The sequence below is a fragment of the Streptomyces sp. NPDC002209 genome, from assembly GCF_042890265.1.
Taxonomy (GTDB): Bacteria; Actinomycetota; Actinomycetes; order Streptomycetales; family Streptomycetaceae; genus Streptomyces.
The window spans coordinates 861113-885819 of sequence record NZ_JBIARX010000001.1 but is presented as its reverse complement, the minus strand read 5'-3'; the positions used below and the strand labels follow the sequence as shown (position 1 = coordinate 885819).

At 73.7% G+C, this 24707-nt stretch carries 20 protein-coding genes; 9 read left to right on the top strand and 11 right to left on the bottom strand.

The window, feature by feature from the left end:
• Window positions 1–50: 50 nt before the first annotated feature.
• From ACFYXK_RS04095 to ACFYXK_RS04060, 8 genes are all read right to left on the bottom strand, one after another.
• On the bottom strand, window positions 51–1451 hold the full coding sequence (locus ACFYXK_RS04095) for a hypothetical protein (RefSeq protein ID WP_389409702.1): 1401 nt from the start codon (window positions 1449–1451) through the stop codon (window positions 51–53).
• A gap of 176 nt (window positions 1452–1627) precedes the next feature.
• Window positions 1628–2647 carry an N-acetylglucosamine kinase gene (locus tag ACFYXK_RS04090; protein ID WP_389409701.1) on the bottom strand — a complete coding sequence of 340 codons (1020 nt, stop codon included), beginning with the start codon at window positions 2645–2647 and terminating at the stop codon, window positions 1628–1630.
• Window positions 2638–3912 (bottom strand): 6-phospho-beta-glucosidase, encoded by a 1275-nt coding sequence (locus ACFYXK_RS04085; protein WP_389409700.1) that lies wholly within the window; start codon window positions 3910–3912, stop codon window positions 2638–2640. Before ACFYXK_RS04085 ends, ACFYXK_RS04090 begins: the two co-directional genes overlap by 10 nt.
• A gap of 5 nt (window positions 3913–3917) precedes the next feature.
• Window positions 3918–4754: a carbohydrate ABC transporter permease gene (locus ACFYXK_RS04080; protein WP_389409699.1), complete on the bottom strand. Its 837-nt coding sequence runs from the start codon at window positions 4752–4754 to the stop codon at window positions 3918–3920.
• A 2-nt stretch (window positions 4755–4756) separates the two neighbouring features.
• Window positions 4757–5731 carry a carbohydrate ABC transporter permease gene (locus ACFYXK_RS04075; protein ID WP_383513198.1) on the bottom strand — a complete coding sequence of 325 codons (975 nt, stop codon included), beginning with the start codon at window positions 5729–5731 and terminating at the stop codon, window positions 4757–4759.
• A gap of 6 nt (window positions 5732–5737) precedes the next feature.
• On the bottom strand, window positions 5738–7072 hold the full coding sequence (locus tag ACFYXK_RS04070) for an ABC transporter substrate-binding protein (RefSeq protein WP_389409698.1): 1335 nt from the start codon (window positions 7070–7072) through the stop codon (window positions 5738–5740).
• Between the two features lie 173 nt (window positions 7073–7245).
• A complete protein-coding gene (locus ACFYXK_RS04065) occupies window positions 7246–8457 on the bottom strand; it encodes an ROK family protein (protein WP_389409697.1) in 1212 nt (403 codons plus the stop codon).
• Window positions 8458–8608: 151 nt separating this feature from the next.
• Window positions 8609–9700 (bottom strand): mechanosensitive ion channel family protein, encoded by a 1092-nt coding sequence (locus tag ACFYXK_RS04060; RefSeq protein ID WP_389409696.1) that lies wholly within the window; start codon window positions 9698–9700, stop codon window positions 8609–8611.
• Window positions 9701–9961: 261 nt separating this feature from the next.
• Here ACFYXK_RS04060 and ACFYXK_RS04055 point away from each other — a divergent pair, with 261 nt between their 5' ends.
• The gene (locus ACFYXK_RS04055) at window positions 9962–10498 is read left to right on the top strand and encodes an HNH endonuclease (protein ID WP_030297339.1); all 537 of its coding nucleotides are present in this window, start codon (window positions 9962–9964) and stop codon (window positions 10496–10498) included.
• A gap of 42 nt (window positions 10499–10540) precedes the next feature.
• On the opposite strand, the gene ACFYXK_RS04050 is transcribed toward ACFYXK_RS04055, so the two are convergent.
• Complete coding sequence (locus ACFYXK_RS04050) at window positions 10541–13636, bottom strand: beta-N-acetylglucosaminidase domain-containing protein (protein ID WP_389409695.1); 3096 nt, start codon at window positions 13634–13636, stop codon at window positions 10541–10543.
• Window positions 13637–13847: 211 nt separating this feature from the next.
• Between ACFYXK_RS04050 and ACFYXK_RS04045 the strand changes: the two genes are divergently transcribed.
• The 3 genes from ACFYXK_RS04045 to ACFYXK_RS04035 are packed head-to-tail and all read left to right on the top strand — an operon-like array spanning window position 13848 to window position 16352.
• Window positions 13848–14075, top strand: coding sequence for a hypothetical protein (locus ACFYXK_RS04045; protein WP_266667005.1), 228 nt, complete (start codon window positions 13848–13850; stop codon window positions 14073–14075).
• A 22-nt stretch (window positions 14076–14097) separates the two neighbouring features.
• On the top strand, window positions 14098–16092 hold the full coding sequence (locus ACFYXK_RS04040) for a 4-alpha-glucanotransferase (RefSeq protein ID WP_389409694.1): 1995 nt from the start codon (window positions 14098–14100) through the stop codon (window positions 16090–16092).
• Between the two features lie 20 nt (window positions 16093–16112).
• Window positions 16113–16352 carry a hypothetical protein gene (locus ACFYXK_RS04035; protein ID WP_389409693.1) on the top strand — a complete coding sequence of 80 codons (240 nt, stop codon included), beginning with the start codon at window positions 16113–16115 and terminating at the stop codon, window positions 16350–16352.
• 200 nt (window positions 16353–16552) lie between these two features.
• Here the strand turns inward: ACFYXK_RS04035 and ACFYXK_RS04030 are convergent, their stop codons facing one another.
• A complete protein-coding gene (locus ACFYXK_RS04030) occupies window positions 16553–17047 on the bottom strand; it encodes a MarR family winged helix-turn-helix transcriptional regulator (protein ID WP_389409692.1) in 495 nt (164 codons plus the stop codon).
• Window positions 17048–17157: 110 nt separating this feature from the next.
• Between ACFYXK_RS04030 and ACFYXK_RS04025 the strand changes: the two genes are divergently transcribed.
• The 4 genes from ACFYXK_RS04025 to ACFYXK_RS04010 all read left to right on the top strand — a co-directional run bounded on the left by ACFYXK_RS04025 (window position 17158) and on the right by ACFYXK_RS04010 (window position 21356).
• Complete coding sequence (locus tag ACFYXK_RS04025; protein WP_389409691.1) at window positions 17158–18447, top strand: MFS transporter; 1290 nt, start codon at window positions 17158–17160, stop codon at window positions 18445–18447.
• Between the two features lie 71 nt (window positions 18448–18518).
• Window positions 18519–19457 carry an EamA family transporter gene (locus tag ACFYXK_RS04020; RefSeq protein WP_389409690.1) on the top strand — a complete coding sequence of 313 codons (939 nt, stop codon included), beginning with the start codon at window positions 18519–18521 and terminating at the stop codon, window positions 19455–19457.
• 53 nt (window positions 19458–19510) lie between these two features.
• Window positions 19511–20437 carry a DMT family transporter gene (locus tag ACFYXK_RS04015; protein WP_389409689.1) on the top strand — a complete coding sequence of 309 codons (927 nt, stop codon included), beginning with the start codon at window positions 19511–19513 and terminating at the stop codon, window positions 20435–20437.
• A 10-nt stretch (window positions 20438–20447) separates the two neighbouring features.
• Window positions 20448–21356, top strand: a complete 909-nt coding sequence (locus tag ACFYXK_RS04010) for a LysR family transcriptional regulator (RefSeq protein ID WP_389409688.1) — start codon at window positions 20448–20450, stop codon at window positions 21354–21356.
• 49 nt (window positions 21357–21405) lie between these two features.
• Here ACFYXK_RS04010 and pepN read toward each other — a convergent pair whose 3' ends face one another.
• Window positions 21406–23985, bottom strand: coding sequence for an aminopeptidase N (gene pepN / locus ACFYXK_RS04005; protein WP_389409687.1), 2580 nt, complete (start codon window positions 23983–23985; stop codon window positions 21406–21408).
• A 140-nt stretch (window positions 23986–24125) separates the two neighbouring features.
• Here pepN and ACFYXK_RS04000 point away from each other — a divergent pair, with 140 nt between their 5' ends.
• Complete coding sequence (locus ACFYXK_RS04000; protein ID WP_389409686.1) at window positions 24126–24647, top strand: DUF1203 domain-containing protein; 522 nt, start codon at window positions 24126–24128, stop codon at window positions 24645–24647.
• The last annotated feature ends 60 nt before the right edge of the window (window positions 24648–24707 follow it).

Here is a 24707-nt window from a genome sequence, read left to right as displayed (position 1 = left end):
GCCCTCGTCGTGGCCCTCGCCGTGGGACTTCACGCGTATCCGCATCTCTGTCACCTGTACTCCGAAAGCCGGCGCCCGATGCCGAGCAGCGCCGCCGCGGCGCCGACGACCGCGAGGGCCGCCGAACCCGTCACCAAACCGCCCAGCGCGCCGAGTCCGCCCCGGGCCGCCCGGGTGAACTCCTTCTGCTCATGGGCCACTGCCTGCTCCAGGGACGCGTCCACCGTGTCGAACGAGGCCCCGCTGCTGTCCTTGTGGTCCTTGTCCCCGATGACCTGGGGCAAAGCGTCCTGGTAGTCGCCGCGCAAGTCGGTCTCCCGGGCCGCCGCGTGCCGCTGCTTCCACTGCTTGACACCGTCCGCGGCGCGGCCGACCGGCTCCCGCCCGCTGCTGTCGTCGGCGAGCTTCAGCGCCGTCGCCAGCCCGGTGTCCAGCTCCTTCATCTCGGTCGTGAAGTCGACGTCGTACTTGTCGGACTTGTTGTCCGCGGCCAGTACGGCGCCCCGCGCGATCAGCGTCAGGTTCTCACTGGCGCGTGCCTGGAGCGAGGCGATCCGCGCGTCGTTCAGCACCTTCAGCGACTCCTGCCCGTCCGATCTGGCCTGCGCCAGCTCCGACCGGGCGACCGTGTGCCCGACGGCCAGCCACATCAGCAGCACCAGCGAGGCGGCCGTCGCCGCCACGAGGCCGTGGTTGAAGACCCGGTTCGTCCGCCGGTAGTTGCGGCGCTGCGCCCACGCCAGCGCGGCGAGCGCGAGCAGCCCCGTACCGAGCGCGGCCAGCGGCAGCGAGCGGGCGTCGTCGTAGTCCGTGTAGAGGCGGCCCGTCTCCGCCTCGTACAGCCGCTGCGCGGCCGGCAGCAGCTGGGTGCTCATCTGCTCGTTGGCGTAGCGCAGATAGGCGCCGCCCAGCGGCAGGCCCTGCTTGTTCGTGGCCCGGGCCTGCTCGATCAGGCCCGTGTAGCGGGGCAGCTGCTCGCCCAGCAGCGCGATCTGCTTGCGGGAGTCCTCGTTCGCCCCGGTGTTGGCGGCCGCGCTCACCAGCAGCCTCGAGGCGTTGGAAATGTCCTTCTCGTACCGCTGGCGGACCTCCCGCGGCTCGTCGCCGCCGGCCAGGAAGCCGCTGGAGGAGGCCGTGTCCGCGTCCGCGAGGGAGCGGTAGATGCTCGCCGCGTCCGCGCTCAGCGGCTGGCTGCGGCCCACCACGTCCTCCGCGGCGCCGACCCGGCCGGAGATCTCCAGGACGGTCACCGCGCCGAACAGCAGTACCAGGGCGGCCAGGACCGCGCCGATGATCCGAAGCCGGCCGGGCTCGGTCGTCGCGGCCGCGCGCACCCGCTCCACGCCCTCCGCCCAGGCCGTGCTGCCGGGCCGGGGAGGCGCCTGCGGCGGACCCGCGGGCGGCACGGCGACGCCGCCCCCGGGCGCGGGCGCGCGTGATGTGATGGCCACCGTGACCTCCCCCTTGGTCCTCTGCTCCGCAGCAGTATGGCCGTAGTGGCGGTCAACCACAGCACCCGATGCCGGATCGTGGCATCCGCCCCCCGTGCGCGCCGACCCCACCCCTTTACCGTGAATACGACTCCACGGCCGCCACGGTTCCAGAACCGGGGCCTGCCGGGGCAGGTTCACCCGAAATGGGCACGGAGTTTTCCGTGGGCCCCGGGCGGAGCCCCGAGCGCGTCCAGCCCCAGCAGCCCGGCGCCCAGCACCGGCGGGGCCGCGACCACCGACACCCGGGCCCGCGGGGCCCGCCGTGCCAGCCCCGCCGCGATCCGCTCGTCCAACTGCCCGTGACCGGCGGTGAGCACCCCGCCGCCGAGCAGTACCGGAGCCTCCTCGTCCAGCAGGTCCAGCCGGGCCAGCGCCACCGACGCCAGCGCCACCACCTCGTCCGCCTGCCGCTCCACGATCGCCGAGGCCACCGCATCGCCCGCCGCGGCCACCGCGAACAGCACCGGCACCAGCTCGTGGGTCCGCCGCTGCGCCAGGGCCCCCAGGTGCAGCGCCTCGATCAGCTCGGCCATCGAAGCGAGCCCGAAGTGCTCCGGCAGCGCGGCCGCCAGCTCCGTCGGCCCGCCGCGGCCGTCCTCCGCCCGCGCCGCCCACCACAGGGCCTCCGCGGCCAGGCCGCCCCCGCCGCCCCAGTCCCCGGAGAGCTGCCCGAGGGCCGGGAACCGGGCCGTGCGCCCGTCGGGCAGCATCCCCACGCAGTTGATGCCGGCCCCGCACACCACCGCCACCCCGCGCGGCGGCCCGCCCCCGCGGAGCCCGGCCCGCAGGATCGCGAAGGTGTCGTTGAACACCCGGGTCGCCGCGCCCCAGCCGCGTGCGCCGATCGCCTCCGCGAGCCGACGCTCCTCCACCGGGAGATCGGCATTGGCCAGACATGCCGAGACCTGGTCGGCGTACGGCACACCGGGCCCCGGCACGGGCAGCGCCGCCGACCCGGCGGCCTCCACGACCGCCCGCGCCAGGACGTCCAGCGCCGCCTCGACACCGGTGCGCTGCGGCTGGAAGCCGCCGGAGCGCCCGGCGCCGAGGACCGTGCCGTCCGCGGCGATCAGGGCCGCGTCCGTCTTGCTGTTGCCCGCGTCGACGGCCAGGACGGCCGGCCGGGCCGGCCGGGCGGGAGGGGTCACGCCCATGCCAGGTGCTCCTTGTTGTGCGCGAGGAGCCGGTCGGTCAGCCCCTGCGCGAGGTCGAACTGGCCGACCAGCGGATGGGCCAGCAGCGCCTTGAAGACCCGCTCGCGGCCGCCCCGTACGGCCGCGTCCAGCGCCAGGTCCTCGTACGCCGTGACGTGCGCGACCAGACCGTGGTACAGCGGGTCCAGCCGGGGCACGGCCAGCGGCACCGGACCGGAGCGGTCCACCCGGGCCTGCACCTCGATCACCGCGTCGTCCGGGAGGAACGGCAGCGTCCCGTCGTTCCGCGTGTTGACCACCTGCAGCGCCGCCGGGCCCGGTCCGCCGTCGCCCAGCAGCGCCGCCGCCAGGTCCACGGCCGCCTCCGAGTAGAAGGCCCCGCCCCGCTTGGCCAGCAGCTCCGGCTTCTCGTCCAGCGCCGGATCGGCGTACAGGGCGAGCAGTTCCTGCTCCATCGCGGCGACCTCGGCGGCCCGCGAGGGCTTGTGGCCCAGCTCGCGCACCACCGCGTCGTGCGCGTAGAAGTACCGCAGGTAGTACGAGGGGACGACGCCGAGGCGGTCCAGTACCGCGCGCGGCAGGCGCAGGTCCGTGGCGACGGCCTCCCCGTGCTCGGCGAGCAGCCGCGGCAGCAGGTCCTCGCCGTCCGGGCCGCCCTTGCGCACGCCCAGCTCCCAGGTGAGGTGGTTGAGCCCCACGTGGTCCAGGTGGATGTCGGCCGGGGCCAGGTCCAGCAGCGCCGCGAACTTGCGCTGGAAGCCGATGGCGACGTTGCACAGCCCGACCGCCTTGTGCCCGGCCTGCAGCAGGGCGCGGGTGACGATCCCGACCGGGTTCGTGAAGTCGATGATCCAGGCGTCCGGGTTGGCCCGCCGGACCTGCTCGGCGATGTCCAGCACCACCGGGACCGTCCGCAGCGCCTTGGCGAGCCCGCCCGCGCCCGTGGTCTCCTGCCCGACGCAGCCGCATTCCAGCGGCCAGGTCTCGTCCTGCAGCCGGGCCGCCTGCCCGCCGATGCGCAGCTGGAGCAGCACCGCGTCGGCGCCCTCGACGCCGGCGCCGAGATCGGTGGTGGTGGTGACCCGCCCCGGATGCCCCTGCCTGGCGAAGATCCGCCGGGCCAGCGCGCCGATCAGCTCCAGCCGCTCGGTGGCGGGGTCGATGAGCACCAGCTCCCCGACCGGCAGGGTGTCGCGCAGCCGTGCGAATCCGTCGATCAACTCGGGGGTGTAGGTGGAACCGCCGCCCACCACTGCGAGTTTCATGGTCACTAGCCTTTCACTCCCGTCAGGGTGACGCCCTCGACGAACGCCTTCTGGGCGAAGAAGAAGAGGACGATCACCGGCGCCATGACCAGCACGGTCGCGGCCATGGTGAGGTTCCAGTTGGTGTGGTGCGCCCCTTTGAAGGACTCCAGCCCGTAACTGAGCGTCCAGGCGGCGGGGTTGTCCGAGGCGTAGATCTGCGGGCCGAAGTAGTCGTTCCAGGCGCAGAAGAACTGGAACAGCGCGATGGCGGCGATGCCCGGCCTGGCCATCGGCACGACGACGCGCAGCAGGGTGCGGAGCTCGCCGCAGCCGTCGACCTTGGCCGCGTCCAGGTACTCGTCGGGGATGGTCAGCAGGAACTGGCGGAGCAGGAAGATGGAGAACGCGTCGCCGAACGCCATCGGGACGATCAGCGGCCACAGGGTGCCGGACAGGTCCAGCTGCTTGGCCCAGAAGAGGTACATCGGGATGACCACCACCTGCGGCGGCAGCATCATCATGGCGATCACCAGCAGCAGCGAGAGCCGCCGCCCGCGGAAGCGGAACTTGGCCAGCGCGTACGCGACGGGCACCGAGGAGACCACGGTCAGCACTGTGCCCAGCCCCGCGTACAGCAGGGTGTTGCGCCACCAGGTCAGGAAGCCGGGGGTGTCCCAGACCTTGGCGTAGTTGCCCCACTCCCAGGTGTCGGGCACCAGGTCGCGGGTCAGTGCCTGCTGGTCGCTCATCAGGGAGGTCAGGAAGAGGAAGACGAACGGGAGGACGAAGAACAGGGCGGCCGCGACGCCGAGGGCGTGCACCCCGACCCAGTGCAGGACGGCCTTGCGGTTTCGGTGCATGTTCAGTCACCTGCTCCGATCAGCCCGCCACGGCGGCGCATCAGGAGTGCGGTGAAGGCCATGGAGAGGGCGAAGAGGACCAGCGCGACGACACACGCGGTGCCGTAGTCGAAGCGCTGGAAGCCGACGTTGTAGACGACCTGGGGGAGGGTCAGCGTGGACTTGTCGGGGTAGCCCGGCTCGAACTGCTGGCCCGAGCCGCCGATGACGCCCGCGGCGACCTTCCCCGCCACCAGGGGCTGCGTGTAGGACTGCATGGCCTGGATGACCCCGGTGACCACAGCGAACAGGATGATCGGCGAGATGTTCGGCAGGGTGATGTGCCGGAACCGCTGCCAGGCGCCGGCCCCGTCCAGCTCGGCGGCCTCGTACTGCTCCTTCGGTACGTCGAGCAGCGCGGCCATGAAGATGACCATCAGGTCGCCGATCCCCCACAGGGCGAGGAGGGTCAGCGCGGGCTTGGACCAGTCGGCGTCGGTGAACCAGCCGGGGGCGGGCAGGCCGACCCCCTCCAGCAGGGTGTTGACCGGGCCGGTTCCGGGGTTGAGCAGGAAGACGAAGCCCAGCGTCGCGGCCACCGGCGGGGCCAGGTAGGGCAGGTAGAACAGGGTCCGGAAGATCCCCGCCCCCGTCTTGATCTTCGTGACGAGCAGGCCGGTGCCGAGGCCGAAGACGACCCGGCTCACGACCATCACCACGACCAGCCACAGGGTGTTGCGCATGGCCGGCCAGAACAGCGGATAGTCCGTGAAGACGTAGCTCCAGTTGTCCAGGCCGTTGAAGGCGGGCGGGCGGAAGCCGTCGTACTTCGTGAAGGAGAAGTACACGGTGGAGACGAGCGGGTACGCGAAGAAGACGGCGAACCCGATCAGCCAGGGCGACATGAAGGCCGCGGTCCGCAGGGCGGAGCGCCGTCGTTTCGCCCGGAGGGCCGGGGCGGTGGGGAGGGTGCCTGTGCGCGGCATCGCGGCGGTCATCGGGGGCTACTTCGCCTTCGCGATGTCCGTGTCGATCTGCTGGTCGGTCTTGGCGAGGCCGGCCGGGACGTCGGCGACGTCGCCCTTCTCGACCGCGTACGCGAGGTCCTGGAAGGTCAGCTGGTAGGTGCCGCCGTCGGCCTGGGCCGGGGTGGTGTTCGACTTCGGGTGCCGGGCGATGTCGAGGAAGGTCTTGAACTCCGGGGTGACCTGGAGGTTCGGGGACTCGAGGGCGGCCAGGGTGGAGGGCACGTTGTGGATGGCGTTGGCGAACGCCACGACCGCCTCGGTGTCGGTGGTCATGTACTTCACCAGCTCCCAGGAGGCGTTCTGCTTCCTGCTGCCCGAGGCGATGCCCATGATCGTGCCGGAGAGGTAGCCCTTGCCGTAGTCGGCGGCCTGGTCGTCCGGCACCGGCAGCGGCGCGGTCCCGATCTCGAACGCGACCCCGGCCTCCTTGGCCATCGCGGCCCGCCATTCGCCGTCGATCTGCATGGCGACCTGGCCCTTGTGGAAGGGGTGCTCGGCGCTCCACTCGTCGCCGAAGGTGGCGCGGAACTTCTCGAGCTTCTCGTAGCCGCCGAGCTTGGCCACCAGGTCCTTCTGCGCGTTCAGCATGCTCGCGAAGCCCGGGTCCTTGGCCAGGTTCGACTTCCCGTCCGCGCCGAAGTACTTCGGGCTCCACTGCGCGGCCAGGCGCATGGGGGTGGTCTCGTAGCCGTGGTAGGTCGGCATGATGCCGAGCTGGTCGTACGAGTCACCGTTGGACCGGGTCAGCTTCTGCGCGACCTCGGTGAACTGGCTCCAGGTCTTCGGCGGTTCGGTGATGCCCGCGGCCTTGAAGGCGTCCTTGTTGTAGACGAGGCCGTACGCGTCGTTCAGCAGCGGCAGCGTGCACTGGTTGCCGTTGAACTGGGTGTACTCCAGCAGGGTCTTGGGGAAGACCTTCGCCTTGTCGACGCCCGACTTCTGCAGGAAGGGGTTCAGGTCGGCGAAGGCGCCGGAGTTGCAGAACTTGCCGACGCTGTCGGTGGTGAAGGAGGAGACCACGTCGGGGGCCTTGTCCCCGCCTGCCCGCAGCGCCTGGTTGATCTTGTCGTCGGTCATGTTGCCCGTGACCTTGACCTTGATGTTCGGGTGCGCCTTCTCGAACCGGGCGATGTTCTCCTCGATCGCCTTGGCCTCGCTCGGCGCGGACCAGCCGTGCCAGAAGTTGAGCGTGACCTCCTTGTTCGGGTCGTCGGCGGCCGCGTTGCCGCTCTGGCCCGTACACGCGGTGGCCAGGACGGATATCGCGGCGACGGCGGTGGCCACGGCGGTCAGACGGCGGTTTCTGGGCATGGCGGTGCTCGCTCTCTGCGGGAGGAACTTCCGGAGGGGTGCCAGGGGACGCGACGAGAGGTTTCGGGGACGCGGGTGGTGCCGGTGACGCGGGTGGTGCCGGGGAGGCGGGGGAGCCGATGGGGCCGCAGGTGCCGGTCGTACGTACGGGGGGCCGGGCCGGGCCGGGTCGGTCAGCGGCGCGAGGTGTCGAAGACCTCGTCGCGGGTGGTGGCGAGGGCGCTCTCCAGTGCGCCGCGCAGTACGGGCCGTTCGCGCACCGCGCCCGACACCAGGCGGGGCCGGGAGGGGGCGAGATCGGCGAGCTCGTCCTCGACGAGCCCGCGCAGCACGTCCCCGCCGGCGGCGGTCACCGCACCGGCGAGGACCACGATCTCGGGGTCCAGCACGGCGACCAGCGCGGCGAGACCGGTGGCCAGCGCGGTGGCGTACTGCTGCAGGAGCCGCAGGTTCGCCCCCTCGGGATGTCCGGCGGCCTGCGCCAGCAGCGCGACCGCCGCGTCGACCGGCGTCCCGGCCTCCGCCCCGGGCGGGGTCGCGATGCCCAGTGCGGCCGCCATGCCGGGAACGACCTCCACACCGGCCAGCGCCTGGTAGCCGCCGGAGTTGACCCGGGTGACCTGCCGGACCAGGGGGTGGCCCGGCACGGGCAGGAACCCGACCTCGCCCGCGCCGCCGGTCCAGCCGCGGTGCAGCCGGCCGCCGAGCACCAGGGCGGCGCCGAGGCCCTCCTCGTTCCACAGCAGGACGAAGTCCCCGTGGCCGCGGGCCGCGCCGAGCCGCTGTTCGGCGACGGCGGCGAGGTTCACGTCGTTCTCGTACCCGACCGGCATCGGCAGGGCCGCCGCCAGCTCCTCGAGGAGGGTGGGGGAGTGCCAGCCGGGCAGGTGCTCGGCGTAGCGCAGCGCCCCGGTGTGCGGGTCGAAGGATCCCGGGGTGGCGATGACGACGCGGTGGATGTCGGAGCGCGCGAGCCCGGCCTCCTTGACGGCCCCGCCGAGGGCCGAGGTGACCCGGTCGACGGCCTCGGTGCCCTCGGCGTACGGGAGCTCGTGGCTGGCGACCACCTCGCCGGTGAGATCGGCGACGGCCGCGACGATGCCGCTCGGGGTGACGTCCAGTCCGGCGACGTGGGCGGCGCGCGGGTTGACCCCGTACAGCTGGGCGCTGGGTCCGGGGCGGCCGCCGGAGGTGCCGGTGGCCACGACCAGTCCGGCGGCTTCGAGGCGGGCCAGCAGCTGGGAGGCGGTGGGCTTGGAGAGTCCGGTGAGCCGGCCGATCCGGGTGCGGGACAGCGGCCCGTGCTCCAGCAGCAGGTCCAGCGCCGCGCGGTCGTTCATGGCGCGCAGCAGGCTGGGTGTTCCAGGGGTGGTGGTGCCGGTCATGAGCGCTCTCTCCGTCGTCGGCTCACGCCGTGGCCAGGAACTGTTAGGTAAGTTTCCTATCGGCGTTTGAGCTGTGTCAATGCCGCTGCCCCCGCAGAAATGAACCTGCGGGGGCAGCGGTGTGGTGCGGGAGGAGCAAGGGGGGAGGGGGCTACTTGCTGATCCGGGGGGTGCCGGCGGCGGGCGCCGGGATCGGGGCGGTGGCCAGGGACTGCGGGGAGGTCGGGTTCGCGTGCGCCGACGGCGGCGCCACGGCGGCCGACGGGTCGGCCGGGGCCTCGTCCTCCTCGCCGTCGGCGGCCGGCAGACCGCCGATGATCCCGATACCGGCCTCGTCGAAGGCCTCCTTGATGCGCCAGCGCAGCTCGCGCTCCACGGAGAACTGCTGGCCCGGCATCGTCTTCGCGGAGATCTTCACCGTCATCGACGCCAGCAGCACCTCGTCCAGGCCCAGCACCTCCACCGGGCCCCACAGGCGCTCGTCCCACGGGGACTCCTTGGCCATGCCCTCGGCGACGTGCTTGACCACCTCGCGGACGTGGGTGAGGCTCTCCGACGGCTTGACCTGGACGGCCACGCCCGCAGTCGCCCAGCCCTGGCTGAGGTTGCCGATCCGCTTGATCTCTCCGTTGCGGACGTACCAGATCTCGCCGTTGTCCCCGCGCAGCTTGGTCACGCGCAGGCCGACCTCGACGACCTCGCCGGAGGCCACCCCCGCGTCGATCTTGTCGCCGACGCCGTACTGGTCCTCGAGGATCATGAACACGCCGGACAGGAAGTCCGTCACCAGGTTCCGCGCACCGAAACCGATGGCCACACCGGCCACACCGGCACTCGCGAGCAGCGGGCCGAGGTTGATGCCGAGCGCGCCGAGCACCATCAGCCCGGCCGTGCCGAGGATCAGGAACGAGGCGACCGAACGCAGGACCGAACCGATCGCCTCGGAGCGCTGCCGGCGGCGCTCCGCGTTGACGAGCAGCCCGCCGAGTGCCATGCCCTCAACGGCCTCGGCGCCCCGGTTCATCCGCGTTATCAGCTTGGTCAGCGACTTGCGGACCAGCGAGCGCAGGGCCGCCGCGATCACCAGGATCAGCAGGATCTTCAGGCCGAGGTACAGCCATCCGGCCCAGTTCTCCTCGATGAAGCTGGCGGCGTTCGTGACGCTCTCGTGGGCTTCCTTGACCGAAGCGGCCGGGTCCGGGTTGTCGGCTGCGAGGGGCAGCAGGGCGGCATGCCAGGGCACGACGGGAACCTCCAGGTGTAGCGGTCTGCCCGCGGAAGGGGTGTGCGGGACAGACCAACCACACTAACGGGGCATTCGTGTGACCCCGTTGCCGTGTTCGAGGGAGAGAGCAGACTCACCTGGGGATGAACCGGGTGTGGTTGAAAACACCTCGGACCCGTTACGGGCGCGTGGTGGCGCTTCGACCAGCCGTAAGGAGAGACTGGAGAGCAGATCGTCCCGGCGCGAGCCACGCGCCGCCGGCGTACAAGGAGGCAGTCCGTGCCGCACGTCCTGGTCCTCAATGCGTCGTACGAGCCGCTCGGCGTCGTACCGCTCCGCCGCGCGCTCGTCCTCGTCCTGGAGAACAAAGCTGTCTCCCTGGAGGAATCCGGCGCCTTTCTGCACAGCGCGACGAGAGTCGTCCCCGCGCCCAGCGTGGTCCGGCTCAAGCGCTTCGTGCGGGTCCCCTACCGGGGGCCCGTTCCACTCACCCGCCGCGCGCTGTTCGCCCGCGACGGCGGCCGCTGCATGTACTGCGGCGGGGTCGCCACGAGCGTCGACCACGTGATCCCGCGCAGCCGGGGCGGGCAGCACGTGTGGGACAACGTGGTCGCCGCATGCCGGCGGTGCAACCACGTCAAGGCGGACCGCCACCTGCTGGAGCTGGGCTGGCGGCTGCGGCACCAGCCGGCTCCGCCGTCCGGGCTGGCCTGGCGGATCATCGGCACGGGCCACCGGGATCCGCGCTGGATGCCGTACCTCCAGCCGTACGGAGCGGAGGACGCCCTGGACCGCATCGGCGCGGCAGCCTCCTGACTCCCGGGCCCGGGCCCGGGGCCCCGGCCTCCGGGCCGGGGGCTACGGGGCGATCGCGTAGGCCTCCACCCCGAAGAGGCTGCAGCCGAAGCGGGTTGCGCGCTTCTCACAGGTGACGCGGACGAACCGGGCCGGGGCCGGCGCGTCCAGGCGGACCGTCTCCAGGCCGCCCCGGGAAGCCGGGACCGTCGCCGCCGGCTGCCAGGTGACGCCGTCCGGGGAGGTCTCCACCCGGTACGCCGAGGGGTACGCCTCCTGCCAGTGCAGCACCAGCTTGCCGATCCGGGCCGCCGCCGGGAGCTCCGCCTGCCACCACGCGCCGTCCACCGGCTTGGACGACCAGCGCGTGGTCGCGGAGCCGTCCACCGCCGCCGAGGCCGGGAACGCCGGGGTCTCGTCGCCCGACGAAGAGGCCCGCGCCGAACGGAACAGGTCCGGCCCGCCCGTACGCGGGACCGCCCGGACGGTCAGCGTCCGGGTCTGCCCCGCGAACGTGACCGGCACCGGGTAGCTGCCCGCCGCGGTGCCCGCCGGGACGGTCACCGACACCGGGACGGTGACCTGCGTACCCCGCGGAGCCGCGGCCTCCGCGGGGAGTTTCACATCGACCCCCTGCGGCGCTGCCGCCGAGAGCGGTCCACGGACCCCGCCCGGGCTCAGCGCCGACAGCCGGCCGGGCACCACCTGCGCGGCCCCGCCGATCTCCACCTCCACGCTCTCCGGCAGCTCGAACGCGGCCGCCGGCCCGTCCGCCAGCCACGGCACCACCTGGTGCACCGCCGGAGCCGGCCCCGCCCACGACAGCCGTACCGCGTCCGCGCCGAGGCCGCCGACGTCCGCCTGCGTCCAGCCCGACGCCGAGGCCTCCGCGACCTTGCGCCAGCCCTCGCCCGGCACGTGCGCCTCCACCGCCGCACCGCGGACCCCGGGCAGCAGCGGGTCCGTCATCACGGTCACCACCGACACCGGCCGCACCGTGTCCAGCCGGACCGTGTACGACTCCGGCTCCCGGGACACCGTGCCCGGCCGGCGGGCCGCTCCCGTCCACGCGTCCGCCTCCGCCACCGCCTGCGCGAGGAAGGGGTCCAGTACGGTCTGGTCCACCCGGGCGGTGCCCGGCTCGGCCAGCGCCTTGCGGGCCGCCGACAGTTCCTGCGAGGCCTTCCACGCCGCCGCACCGTCCCCGCGGGACTGGGCCCGCAGGAGATCCACCGCCAGCTCGCCCGCCGTTCCGTACGCCGACAGCCGCGCCAGCCACGGCCCGGCCTCGGCCGACAGTCCGGGCAGCCGCGCAGGCGCCTCCCGCAGGGCCGTGAACGCCGCCCGCAGCCGGTCACCGGCCGCCTGGTCGCCCGAACCGCGGCTGCGCCAGAACTCCTCCACCAGCGGGCGCAGGTACGCAGACTCCTGGTGGCCGAGGCCCGAGGAGGCCGTGTTCCCGGCCAGCGCGGCCAGCGACCGGCGGGCGGCCTGGTCCGGCCCGGCCAGGTCGGACACCGCCGCCGCCCAGGACTCGCCCGGCCGGTAGCCGTTCGCGTTCCACGCGAAGTCGGCCGCCGTGAACAGCGGGATCCGCGCCAGGGTGCCCTGCTGCATCGCATTGGCCAGCAGGGCCGCGGAGCCGCCCGCCACCGCCGGCTCCCGGCCCGTGTACGGACCGAGGAAGACCCGGCCCGGGTCCCAGTCGTTGACCGGGTAGTTGTCCATGGTGACGAGCGGGTGCTGCCCGAAGGCGCTGCGCGCCCCGTCGAGTTCCTTGCCGGTGATCGAGCGCGGCACCACGCCCACGCCCGTCCAGGCGACCTCCACCCGCCGGTCGAGCCGGCTCGCCAGCGCGGTCCGGTACGCGGTCGCGCCCTTCTGGTGGTACTCCGTCGGCATCAGGGACAGCGGCGCCGCGCCCGGATGCCGCGCGGCGAGGTGCGCCGCCAGCTCGTCCGCGACCTCCGCGTGCGCCTTCGCGGCCGCCGCCGGGCCCGTCCCGTAGCGCACCCGGTCCGCCCGGCAGCCCCACTCGGTGTAGCTGACGTCCTGGAACTGCACCTGGAACGCCCGGAAGCCCAGGTCCCACATCGCGTCCAGCTTGCGCGCCAGCGCCGCCCGGTCGGCGGCCGAGGCCAGGCACATCGACTGCCCCGGAGCCACCGCCCAGGCCAGCACCACCCGGTTGGCGCGGGCCCGCTCGGCCAGCGCCCGGAACTCCGCCTGCTGCGCCGCCGGGTAGTCCTCGCGCCAGCCGGTCGTGCGGTACGGGTCGTCGCCGGGCGCGAGCAGCAGCCGGTTCTGCTTGGTCCGGCCCATGAAGTCCAGCTGCGCGAGCCGCTGGTCCTGCGTCCACGGCTGCCCGTAGAACCCCTCGGTGATCCCGCGTACGGGCGCGGTCGGCCAGTCCCGCACCACCACCCCCGCCACCTTCCCGCCGCCCGCCCCGACCGGGGCCAGCAGCTGGCGCAGCGTCTGCGCCGCGTGGAACAGCCCGTCCTCACCCACGCCGGCCAGCGCGATCGTGTCCCGGCCCGCGGCCTTGCCGACGGCCAGCCGGTAGCCCCCGTTCGGCAGCTCCACCGCCCCGGCCGCCGGGGCCGCGCCCAGCGCCCGCAGGGCCTCCTGCGCGTCGGGGCCCTGCAGCCGTACGACGGTGCCCCGTTCCGGCAGCGGCGCCCCGGGAGCCGGTTCGTGCAGGGTCCGTACGCCCGCCGCGCGCAGGGCGGTGCGTACCAGCCCGACCGCGTACGGATCGGCGTCCGGCGCCGCCACCAGCACGGCCTCGGCGCCCAGCGGGACCTCGCGCGCCGCGTCGGCGGTCATCGACTGCGGCCGCGGCCACACGGCCGGCCCCTCGGCGGCCGCTCGCGGAGCGTCGGAGCCGGGGTCGAACGCGGGCCCAGGAGCCAGCCCCGTCGCGGGGTCGGATCCCGGCGCGGCGGCGGCCCCGGCGGCAGGCCCGCCAGCAGGTCCGTTCGCATGTCCGGCCGCGGTCCCGGCGGCAGGTCCGGCGGCAGGGTCCGGTCCCGGGAGGGCCGGCGCGCTCGGCGCCGCGAACGCGGCGGGCGGACCGGCGAACACCCCGCCGCCCAGCAGCGTCCCGATGACCGCCACCGCCGCCGCCGTCGCCCGCTTCCTGCCCCTGAGCTGCACGGAGCCTCCCCGTCCCGAGTCGTCACCCGCCCGTACGAATGACCCCGAGCCCACCACCCGTGCGGCCGGAGTGTCAATGCGGGCGGGCGTTCTGACCTGGATACGCAGGAATTGCGGCGCTGTCCGCGGGGTATGGCTGCGATGTTCCCGGCGGTGTTCCATGACTCCTGACCCACCCTCACACCTCTTACGGACAAAGGAGCAACAGCGCGTGAACACCGCAACCGGCACCCCGCACACCCCCGCCGCCCCGCCCCACACCCCGCTGCTCGCCCACCTGCCCGCGCAGGCCGGGCCCGCCGAAGGACCCCTCACCAGCGAGCCCCCGCTCGCCGGTGCCGCCCACGCGCCGCTGACCAGCGAGCCCCCGCTCACCGACGAGGCCCCGCTGACGAGCGAGCCGACCCCACCCGCCGCGGCCGCTGCCGCAGGCGACTAGACACAGGGACACAGGTATTCACATGGACGACCTCGCCCGGCTCGCGGCCCTGCACGGCATCGCCACCACCTACCGGCCCGCCGAGGACGTCACCGTCCGGGTCCCGGAGGCCACCGTCAAGGCCCTCCTCGCGTTGCTGGGGGGCGTCGCCGGCGACGCCGAGGACGTCCGGGTGCGCGCCGAGGACGCCGTACGGGAGGCGGCCGAGCGGCTGCTGCCGCCGACGGTGGTGCTCTGGCAGGGGGAACCCGTGGCGCCGGAGCCCGCCGGGCTGCCGCCGGGCACCCGGGTGCGGGTGGCCGCCGAGGAGACGGGGGAGGAACTCGCGTGGGGCCCCGGACTGCCGCTCGGCGTCCACCGGCTCACCGCCGAGACCCCCGACGGCCGCACCGGCGCCGCCACCCTGATCGTGGCCCCGGAGCGGGCCCCGGCCGCGCCCGAGCGGGCCCACGGGCTGCTCGTCCAGCTGTACTCCCTGCTCTCCGAGCACTCCTGGGGGATGGGCGACCTCGGCGACCTGGCCGCGCTCGCCCGCTGGGCCGGCCGCACCCACGGCGTCGGGTTCATCCAGGTCAACCCGCTGCACGCGGCGGTGCCCGGGACCCCGACGGACCCCTCCCCGTACCGGCCCTCCACGCGGCGCTTCCCCGACCCGGTGCACCTGCGGATCGAGGACGTCCCCGAGTACGCCGACTGCCCGGACGCGGGCGCCCTCGCCGAACTCGCCGCCCGGGGCGGCGAACTGCGCCGCGAGGTGCTGGAGAAGGGGGCCCTGATCGACCGGGACGCCGTCTGGGCCCTCAAGCGCGCCGCCCTGGAACTGCTGTACGCGGTCCCGCGCACGCCCGAACGGGACGCCGCCTACCGGGAGTTCTGCGCCGAGCAGGGCGAGGCGCTGGACCGGCACGCCGCGTGGTGCGCCGGGCACGCCGGCGACGACCTGAGAAGCGGGGCCGACTTCCACCGCTGGCTGGTCTGGCTGACGGTCACCCAGCTCGCCGCGGCCCAGAACGCCGCCCGCGAGGCCGGGATGGCGATCGGCATCGTGCACGACCTGGCCGTCGGCGTGCACCCGAACGGCTCGGACACCTCCGGCCCGCCCCTCTACGCGAACGGCGTGTGCGTCGGCGCCCCGCCGGACGCCTTCAACGCGCGCGGCCAGGACTGGGGGCTGCCGCCGTGGCGGCCCGACCGGCTGGAGGCCACCGGGTACGCGCCGCTGCGGGCCCTGCTGCGCGGGGTGTTCCGCTATGCCGGCGCCCTGCGCATCGACCACGTGATGGGCCTGTTCCGGCTCTGGTGGATCCCGGAGGGCGCCCCGCCCGCCGACGGCGCGTACGTCTCGTACGACGGCGAGGCGATGCTCGCGGTCCTGGTGCTGGAGGCCCACCGGGCCGGGGCCCTGGTCATCGGCGAGGACCTCGGGACGGTGGAGCCGCGGGTCCGCCGGGCACTGGCCCGGCGCGGGGTGCTCGGCACCTCCGTGCTGTGGTTCGAGCGGGACTGGGCGGGCGACGGGCAGCCGCTCGCCCCGGAGGCGTGGCGGGCCGACTGCCTGGCCACCGCCACCACCCACGACCTGCCGCCCACCGCCGCCAAGCTGGCCGGCGGCCATGTGGAACTGCGCGACCGGCTCGGCCTGCTGACCCGCCCGCTGGAGCAGGAGCGCGCCGAGGACGCCGCGGACACCGCGCAGTGGCTGGACGTCCTGGAGGGGCTCGGCCTGGACACCAAGGGCGAGGAGGCCGCCGTGCGGGCCCTGTACGGCTTCCTGCTGCGCACCCCGGCCCGGCTCGTCGGCGTGTGGCTGCCGGACGCGGTCGGCGACCGGCGGCCGCAGAACCTGCCGGGAACCTGGGACCAGTACCCCAATTGGCGGCTGCCGGTCGCCGACGCCGCGGGACGGCCGCTGACCCTGGAGGCGCTGGCCGCCTCGCCCCGGGCGAACGCCCTGCTGGGCGCGGTGCGGGAGGGGGCGCGTGCCCGTACGGCACCCCCGGGCGCGCGCCTCGTTTAGGTGTTCGCTACGTTTGCACCGTGGACAAGAAGAACGCTCTGCGCGCCGGCGCCGTCACGGCCGGATCGACGCTGATGATGCTGCTGATGACGTCTCCCGCGCTCGCGGTGACCCATGACGACGGCGACGACCCGGGCCCGGGCCTGAGCATTGCCCAGACCCTGGGCCTGTACGTGGCCACGCCGATCGTGCTGTTCCTGATCATCGCGGGCCTCGTGATGGTCCTCGACAAGTCGGACAGGCCGCAGACGCAGGGCTGAACCGCGGGGGCAGTGCCCCTCACAGACTTCCGGGGCGCCGGGGGTCCGCACACCGATGCCGTTCCGGCGCCGGTGCGGACCCCCGGCGCCCCGTTGTGCGTTCCGGACGCCTGCCGGGCGCTCTCGCTGCGCGCCGGTGCTGTGACCCGGTGACCAGGTGACCCGGTGACCAGGTGGACCTTCCCGGGTCACGACACCCCCTAGACGCCGGCCAGCAGTTTGCGGAGCAGGCCGGTCAGGACGGTGACCTCCTCGTCGCCCAGCCCGGTGAGCGCGGCGCGCTGCACCTCCAGGCCGGCGGCGACGGCCTCGTCGATGAGGGCGAGCCCGCGGTCGGTGATCGTCACCTGCAGTCCGCGCCGGTCGTGCGGATCGGGCTTGCGGCAGAGCAGTCCGGCCTTCTCCAGCTTGTCCAGGCGCCCGGTCATGCCGCCCGTCGTGAGCATGAGCGTGGCCGACAGCTGGCGCGGCGAGAGCGTGTACGGGGCGCCGGAGCGGCGCAGCGTGGCGACGACGTCGAACTCGCCGCGCGAGATCCCGTAGCCGGCGTAGGCCTTCTCCATCGCATCACCCATGGCCCGGGCGATCCGGTAGATGCGGCCGAAGACGGCCATGGGGGCGGTTTCCAGGTCGGGCCGTACTGCAGCCCACTGGTCGATGATCGCGTCGACGGCGTCCTTGTTGGCCTCGGTCATGCGCGCAGTATCCGGCCTTCCTCTGTTCGTTCGCAAGAAAGTTGCTTGACGGAAAGTAGCTTAGGAGTAAGCTACTTTCCAGCAACCTACTTGGGGGAGGAGCCGTGGCCATGGCCAAGGAAGCAAGGGTGACGGGGGAGCGGTCCCTGCTCGTCGGCGTCGGTGTCAGCGCGGTCGGGATCGGCATGTACGTCCCGTTCTCGCTCGTGTTCTTCCACCACGTCACCGGCCTCTCCTTCACCCTCGTCGGCGCGGTCATGACCGCCACCGGCCTGGCCGGACTGGCGTTCATGCCGCTGGCCGGCTCGGCCGTCGACCGGTTCGGCGCCCGGCGGATCGTCCTGGCCCTCTACGCGCTGCGGGCACTCGGCTTCGCGCTCTACCCGTTCGCCGACTCGCTGCCCGCCTTCGCCGCCGTCGCGCTCGTCACCGCGCTGGCCGACCGTTCCTTCCCCGCCGTCCAGCAGTCGCTGATCGGGGAGGTGGCGCGCGGCGCCGCCCGGGACCGGCTCCAGGCCTCCCTGCGGGCCCTGCAGAACGCCGGGATGGGCGCCGGAGCCCTGATCGTCTCCGGAGTGCTGGCGCTGTGGGGGACGGCCGCCTTCACGTACACCGCCTGGGGCAACGCGCTCGCCTTCGCGCTCGCCGGACTGCTCGTGCGCCGGGTCCGCCCGGTGCGGGACGGGCAGGGCGCCTCGGCTGAGCGGCCGCCCGCCGGATACCGGACGGTCCTGCGCGACCGGCCCTTCCTCGCGCTGACCGCCGCCAACTTCCTGACCGCACTGGGCTACGCGGCCCTGTCCGTCCTCTTCCCGCTCTACATCGCCACCTGGCTGCACGGGCCCGACTCCCTCACCGGAGCCGCGTTCACCGTCAACACCGCCCTGTGCGCCGGGATCGGCGTGCTCGTCGCCGGCCGGGTCCGCCGCTCGGGAGCCCGCCGCACCCGCTCGGCCGCCCTCGGCGCACTGCTCTTCGCCGCCGCCTTCGTCGGGCAGATCGTGCTCGGCACCCTGCGCCCCGGGCCGAGGGCGAGCCTGGTCGCCCTGCTGGCCATCGTCGTCGTCTACACGCTCGGCGAGCTGGTCCACAGCCCGTCCGGCGGGGCCCTGTCGGTCTCCGCCGCCCCGGCAGCCGTACGCGGCCGCTACCTCGCCACCTACCAGCTGTCCTACTCGCTGGCCACCGCGCTGGCCCCGTCCCTCTTCACCGCCCTGCTCTCGGTGGACGGCCGCCTGCCCTGGGCCGTCCTGGCCGCCGCCGCGGCCGGCGCCGCCCTGGCGCTGGTCCGGCTCGAGCGGTGGCTGCCGATCGAGGCCGTGTACGCGGAGCAGCCCGTCGCGGTCGCCGCCGGCGGCGCGCGGACCCCGGCCGCCCGGACGCAGGCCCCGGTCGCCTGAGCCGCCCGTCGCCGGTCCGGCTCCGCCCCGCCCCGCCCCGAGTTCCTCACCCGTCCGAGGAGTCATCCGTCATGAACCGTCTCGCCACCGTCGCCCTGACCGCCCTCGCCCCGGTCTCCTGGGGCTCCACCTACGCCGTGACCACCGAACTGCTCCCGCCCGACCGGCCCCTGTTCACCGCGGTGATGCGGGCCCTGCCCGCCGGACTGCTGCTCACGGCCCTGTCCCGCAGACTCCCGAGCGGGCAGTGGTGGTGGAAGTCCGCCGTCCTGGGCACGCTCAACATCGGCGCCTTCTTCCCGCTGCTGTTCCTCTCCGCCTACCGGCTGCCCGGCGGGGTGGCGGCCGTACTCGGCTCCGCCGGCCCGCTGTTCGTCGTCGGCCTCGCCGCCCTCGTCCTGGGGGAGCGGGCACGGCTGCGGACCGTCCTCGCCGCCGTCGTGGGGGCGTTCGGCGTGAGCATGGTCGTCCTGACCGCCGAGGCCCGGCTGGACCTCGTCGGCATCCTCGCCGGTGTCGTCTCCTCCGCCTCCATGGCCGCGGGCACGGTCATGACCAAGCGCTGGGGGCGCCCGGACGGGGTCGGCCCGCTGGCCGTGGCCGGCTGGCAGCTCACCGCGGGCGGGCTGGTCATCATTCCCGTCGCGGCCCTCGTCGAGGGGGCGCCGCCCGCGCTCGACGGCAACGCCCTCCTCGGCTACGGCTACATGATGCTGATCAACACCGGTATCGCGTACTGGCTCTGGTTCCGCGGCATCGGCCGGCTCACCGCCACCTCGGTCACCCTGCTCGGCCCGCTCTCCCCGCTCAGCGCGGCCGTCATCGGCTGGGCGGCCCTCGGGCAGGCGCTCTCGCCCGTACAGCTGGTGGGCATGGCGATCGCCTTCGGCGCCACCGTCGCGGGCCAGCTGTTCGCCGCGGCCTCCGCCCCCGCCGAATCGTTCAGTTCTGCTGAAGAGAATGATCGAAACATTTCGATGGACCTGACGGATGGCCCGGTGCGACGGTAGACCCGCGTCGGACGGACAGACCGTCGGACCAGCACCCGAGGGGGAGATACACCGTGGCCGTCATGGACCGGGTCCGTACCGTTGCGCAGCACACGCCGGGCATCCAGGTGAAGAAGGGGTCCGCCGGACTCGGCGTACTCCTCGCCCTGGTCGCCACGGTGGTCTGGTCCGGCAGCTTCGTCGCCACCCGGGGGATGGCCGACTCCGTCCCGCCCGTCCAGGCCGTGTTCTGGCGCTGGATCATCGCCGCCCTCGCCGTCGCCCCGTTCGGGGCCCGGCAGGCCTGGCGGCAGCGGGAACTGATCCGCAGGCACCTCGGCTTCATCGCCCTCGCCTCGCTGTTCGGCGTGGCCCTCTACAACACGCTCGTGCACCAGGCCGGACTGACCACCTCCGCCTCCAACATGGGCATGATCATGGCCGCCTCGCCGGTCGTCATGGCGCTGTACGCCCGCCTCGGCGGCGAACGGCTCGGCGCCCGCCGCGCCTTCGGACTGCTGCTCGCCGCGTTCGGGGTGCTGCTGCTCGTCGGGGACGGCTCGCCCGGCTTCGACTTCGGGGCCGGCGACCTGTGGATGTTCGCCGCCGCCCTGTCGTTCGCCACGTACAGCGCGCTGCTGCGGCGCAAGCCCGCCGAACTCGGCGGACTGGCCTTCCTGATCACCACCTTCGTGCTCGGCGCGCTGATGCTGGCCCCCGCGTACGCCGTGTCCGTCACCGTCCAGGGCGGCTTCGAGGTCACCGCGGGCACCGGCGGCATGCTGCTCTACGTCGGCGTCATGTCCTCCGCGGTCGCCTTCTTCGCCTGGAACAAGGCCGTCTCGCTCATCGGCGCGGCCCGGGCCGGAGTCGTCTACTACCTCCAGCCGGTGTGCGTCGCCGGCCTGGGCCTGCTGCTGCTCGGCGAGCGGACGGGCCCGGCACAGCTGCTGTGCATGGCGCTGATCCTCGGCGGCGTGAGCCTGGGAGCCCGCCGGTAGGTTCGGTCCCATGACCGAGTGGGACATCAAGAAGCTGCGCATCCTGCGGACCCTGGCCGACCGGGGGACCGTGACCGCGACGGCCGAGGCGCTGCACATGACGCCCTCGGCCGTTTCGCAGCAGCTGACCAATCTCGCGCGGCAGCTGGGGGTTCCGCTGCTGGAGGCGCAGGGGCGCCGGGTCCGGCTCACGGATGCCGCGCACCTCGTACTGCGCCATGCGGAGGCGGTGTTCGCGCAGCTGGAGCGGGCGGACGCCGAACTGGCCGGGTACCTGGCCGGGGACGCGGGGGAGGTCCGGATCGGGGCGTTCTCCACGGCCGTGCCGGTGCTGGTGGTCCCGGCGGTGGCGGCGCTGCGGCGGAGCCACCCGGGGGTGGAGGTGCGGGTACGGGAGACCGAGGCGGCGGAGTCGTACGAGCTGCTGTCGGCCGGGGCGGTCGACCTGGCCCTCTCGCTGGCGGCGCACGCCCCGACCGCCCGGGACCCGCGGTTCACCCGGCTGACGCTGATGGAGGACCCGCTCGACGTGGCGCTGCCGCCGGGGCACCCGCTGGCGGCGGCGCCGGTCCTGCGGCTGGCGGACCTGTCCGGCGACCCGTGGATCTACGGGGGCAGCGGGCCGTGGCAGGAGATCGCCCGCAACGCCTGCGAGGCGGCCGGCTTCGTCCCGGAACAGGCGCACTCGGCATCCGGCTGGACCGCGATCCTGGCGATGGTGGAGGCCGGGATGGGCGTGGCGCTGGTCCCGCGCATGGTGTCGAGCCGGGCCTCGGGGGTGACGGTGCGGGTCCTGGCCCACGACCGCCCGACCCGCCACGTCATCGCGGCCACGCGCCGGGGCTCGGAATCCGCGCCGGCGGTCGCGCACGCACTGGCCGCTCTCCGCGAAGCCGCCGCGGCCCGCCGGGGCGGCTGATCCGGGCCCGGCCGAACGGGTTCGGCCGGGCCCGGATCAGGGGGTGCGGTCAGGCGGAGGCCGCGTCCGCGGCCTGGGCCTTCAGGGCGCGTTCCACGCCCGAGCGGGACTCCGAGACCAGGCGGCGCAGGGCCGCGTTCGGCTCCGCCGAGGCCAGCCACGCGTCCGTCGCGGCCAGGGTCTCCGGGGAGACCTGCAGCGACGGGTACAGGCCCACCGCGATCTGCTGGGCGATCTCGTGGCTGCGGTTCTCCCAGATCCCCTTGACCACCGCGAAGTACTTCTCGGTGTACGGGGCCAGCAGCTCGCGCTGGTCGGTCTGGACGAAGCCGCCGATCACGGCCTCCTGCACCGCGTTCGGCAGGTCCGCCGAGTCCACCACCGAGGCCCACGCCTCGGCCTTGGCCTGCGCCGTCGGACGCGCGGCCCGCGCGGTGGCGGCGTGGCGCTCGCCCGCCGCCGTGGCGTCGCGCTCCAGCTCCGCCGCGATGGCCGGCTCGTCCAGCACGCCCGTGGCGACCAGGCGCTCCAGGAACGCCCACCGCAGCTCGGTGTCGACGACCAGGCCCTCGATCTCCGCCGCACCGTCCAGCAGCGCGGACAGGTACGTCAGCTGCCCCTCGGTGCGGGCCGTCGCCGCGAACGCGCGGGCCCACGCCAGCTGGTGGTCGCTGCCCGGCTCGGCGCCGCGCAGGTGCTCCAGGGTCGCCTCGGTCCAGGTCGCCAGGCCCTGCTCGCGCCACGCCGGGTCGGCGTAGAGGTCGACGGCCAGCTTCACCTGCCGGTGCAGCGACTGGACGACGCCGATGTCCGACTCCTTGCCGATGCCCGACAGGACGAGGGCGAGGTAGTCGCGCGTGGCCAGCTCGCCGTCACGGGTCATGTCCCACGCCGAGGCCCAGCACAGCGCCCGCGGCAGCGACTCGGTGAAGTCGCCCAGGTGCGCGGTGACGTTGGCGAGGGAGACCTCGTCCAGGCGCACCTTGGCGTACGACAGGTCGTCGTCGTTGAGCAGGACGACCGCCGGACGGGCCCGGCCGACCAGCTCCGGCACCTCCGTCAGCTCGCCGTCGATGTCCAGCTCGATCCGGTCCGTACGGACGAGCTTGCCGCCGTCCAGGTCGTACAGGCCGATCGCGATCCGGTGCGGCCGCAGCGTCGGCTCGCCCTTGGCGCCCGCGGGCAGCGCCGGGGCCTCCTGGCGGACCGCGAACGCGGTGATGTTCCCGGCCGCGTCCGTCTCGATCGCGGGGCGCAGGATGTTGATGCCGGCCGTCTCCAGCCACGCCTTCGACCAGGTGGTCAGGTCGCGGCCCGAGGTCTCCTCGAGGGCGCCCAGCAGGTCCGACAGGCGCGTGTTCCCGAACGCGTGCGCCTTGAAGTACGCCTGCACGCCCTTGAAGAAGGCCTCCGTGCCCACGTAGGCGACGAGCTGCTTGAGCACCGAGGCGCCCTTGGCGTACGTGATGCCGTCGAAGTTGACCAGGACGTCGTCCAGGTCACGGATGTCGGCCATGATCGGGTGCGTGGACGGCAGCTGGTCCTGCCGGTACGCCCAGGTCTTCATCGAGTTGGCGAAGCTCGTCCAGGCATGCGGCCACTTCGTGCCCTCGGCGTACGCCTGGCAGGCGATCGAGGTGTACGTCGCGAACGACTCGTTCAGCCACAGGTCGTTCCACCACTCCATGGTGACCAGGTCGCCGAACCACATGTGCGCGAGCTCGTGGAGGATCGTCTCGGCGCGGCCCTCGTACGCCGCGTCCGTCACCTTCGAGCGGAAGACGTACTGGTCGCGGATGGTGACCGCGCCCGCGTTCTCCATCGCGCCCGCGTTGAACTCCGGGACGAAGAGCTGGTCGTACTTGGCGAACGGGTAGTCGTACGCGAACTTCTCCTGGAACCAGGCGAAGCCCTGCCGCGTGACGTCGAAGATCGCGTCGGCGTCCAGGAACTCGGCGAGCGACGGCCGGCAGTAGATGCCGAGCGGCACCGACTGGCCGTTCGGGCCCTCGTACGAGCTGTGCACCGCGTGGTACGGGCCGACGATCAGCGCCGTGATGTACGTGGAGATGCGCGGCGTCGGCTCGAAGCGCCAGACGTTGTCCTTGACGTCCGCGGGCTCCGGCGTCGGAGAGTTCGAGATGACCGTCCAGCCCTCGGGGGCCGTCACGGTGAACCGGAACGTCGCCTTCAGGTCGGGCTGCTCGAAGCTGGCGAACACGCGCCGCGCGTCCGGCACCTCGAACTGGGTGTACAGGTAGGCCTGCTGGTCGACCGGGTCGACGAAGCGGTGCAGGCCCTCGCCCGTGTTGGTGTACGCGCAGTCCGCGACGACCTTCAGCTCGTTGGCCCCCGCCGCGAGGCCCTTCAGCGCGATGCGCGAGTCCCGGAAGACCTCGGCCACGTCCAGCGACGTGCCGTTCAGGACGACCTCGTGCACGGCCGGAGCGACCAGGTCGATGAAGGTCTCCGCGCCCGCCTCGGCGGACTGGAAGCGCACGGTGGTCACGGAGGGGTACGTGCCGCCCTCCTGCGCCCCGCTCAGGTCGAGGTCGATCTCGTACGAGTCGACGCTGAGCAGCTTCGCCCGCTGCTGAGCCTCTTCACGGGTCAGATTCGTGCCAGGCACGCGTTCATCTCCTTCGATGGTGACGTTGCCCCGCCATCCTTCCACGAGGGCAGACCAGCTGCCCCGGAGTAATCCACGGGCGAAACGCGACGTCCGATTTCCGCCAGCTTCGCCAGGTCCGGGCGCGCACCCTGGACGGCATGACCACGCAACCGGCGCCCCGACCGGCGCTCCACGCCGTACGCCCCCTCGCCCCCGCCGCCCTCGCCGGCCTGCGCGTCCGTGACGACGCCGGCCGGCCCTGCCTGCCCTACGAGGACCCCGAGGGCGGAGCCCCGCTGCGCTGCTGCCTGCGCCGCAGCCGCCCCGGGGAGCGGATCGCCCTCGTCTCGTACGCGCCGCTGCGCCGCTGGGCCGCCGAGAACGGCGCCGACCCGGGCGCGTACGACGAGCAGGGCCCGGTGTTCATCCACGCCGCCGACTGCGGCGGCCCTGCCGGGACCCCCGGATACCCCTTCGCCCAACCCGGCGCCCTGCGCACGGCGCGCCGCTACGACGCCCGGGGCCACATCCTCGGCGGCCGCGCCCTGTCCCTCGGCGAGGACCCGGACGCAGCGCTGGAGGAGGAACTGGCGGAGGCCTTCGCCGACCCGGAGGTGGCCCTCGTGCACGTCCGCGCCACCGAGTTCGGCTGCTTCCTGTTCGAGGCCCGCAGGCCCTGACGGCCGGCGGGAACGCGCAAAGGGGCGGCACCGACCGGTGCCGCCCCTTTGCGTGTGACC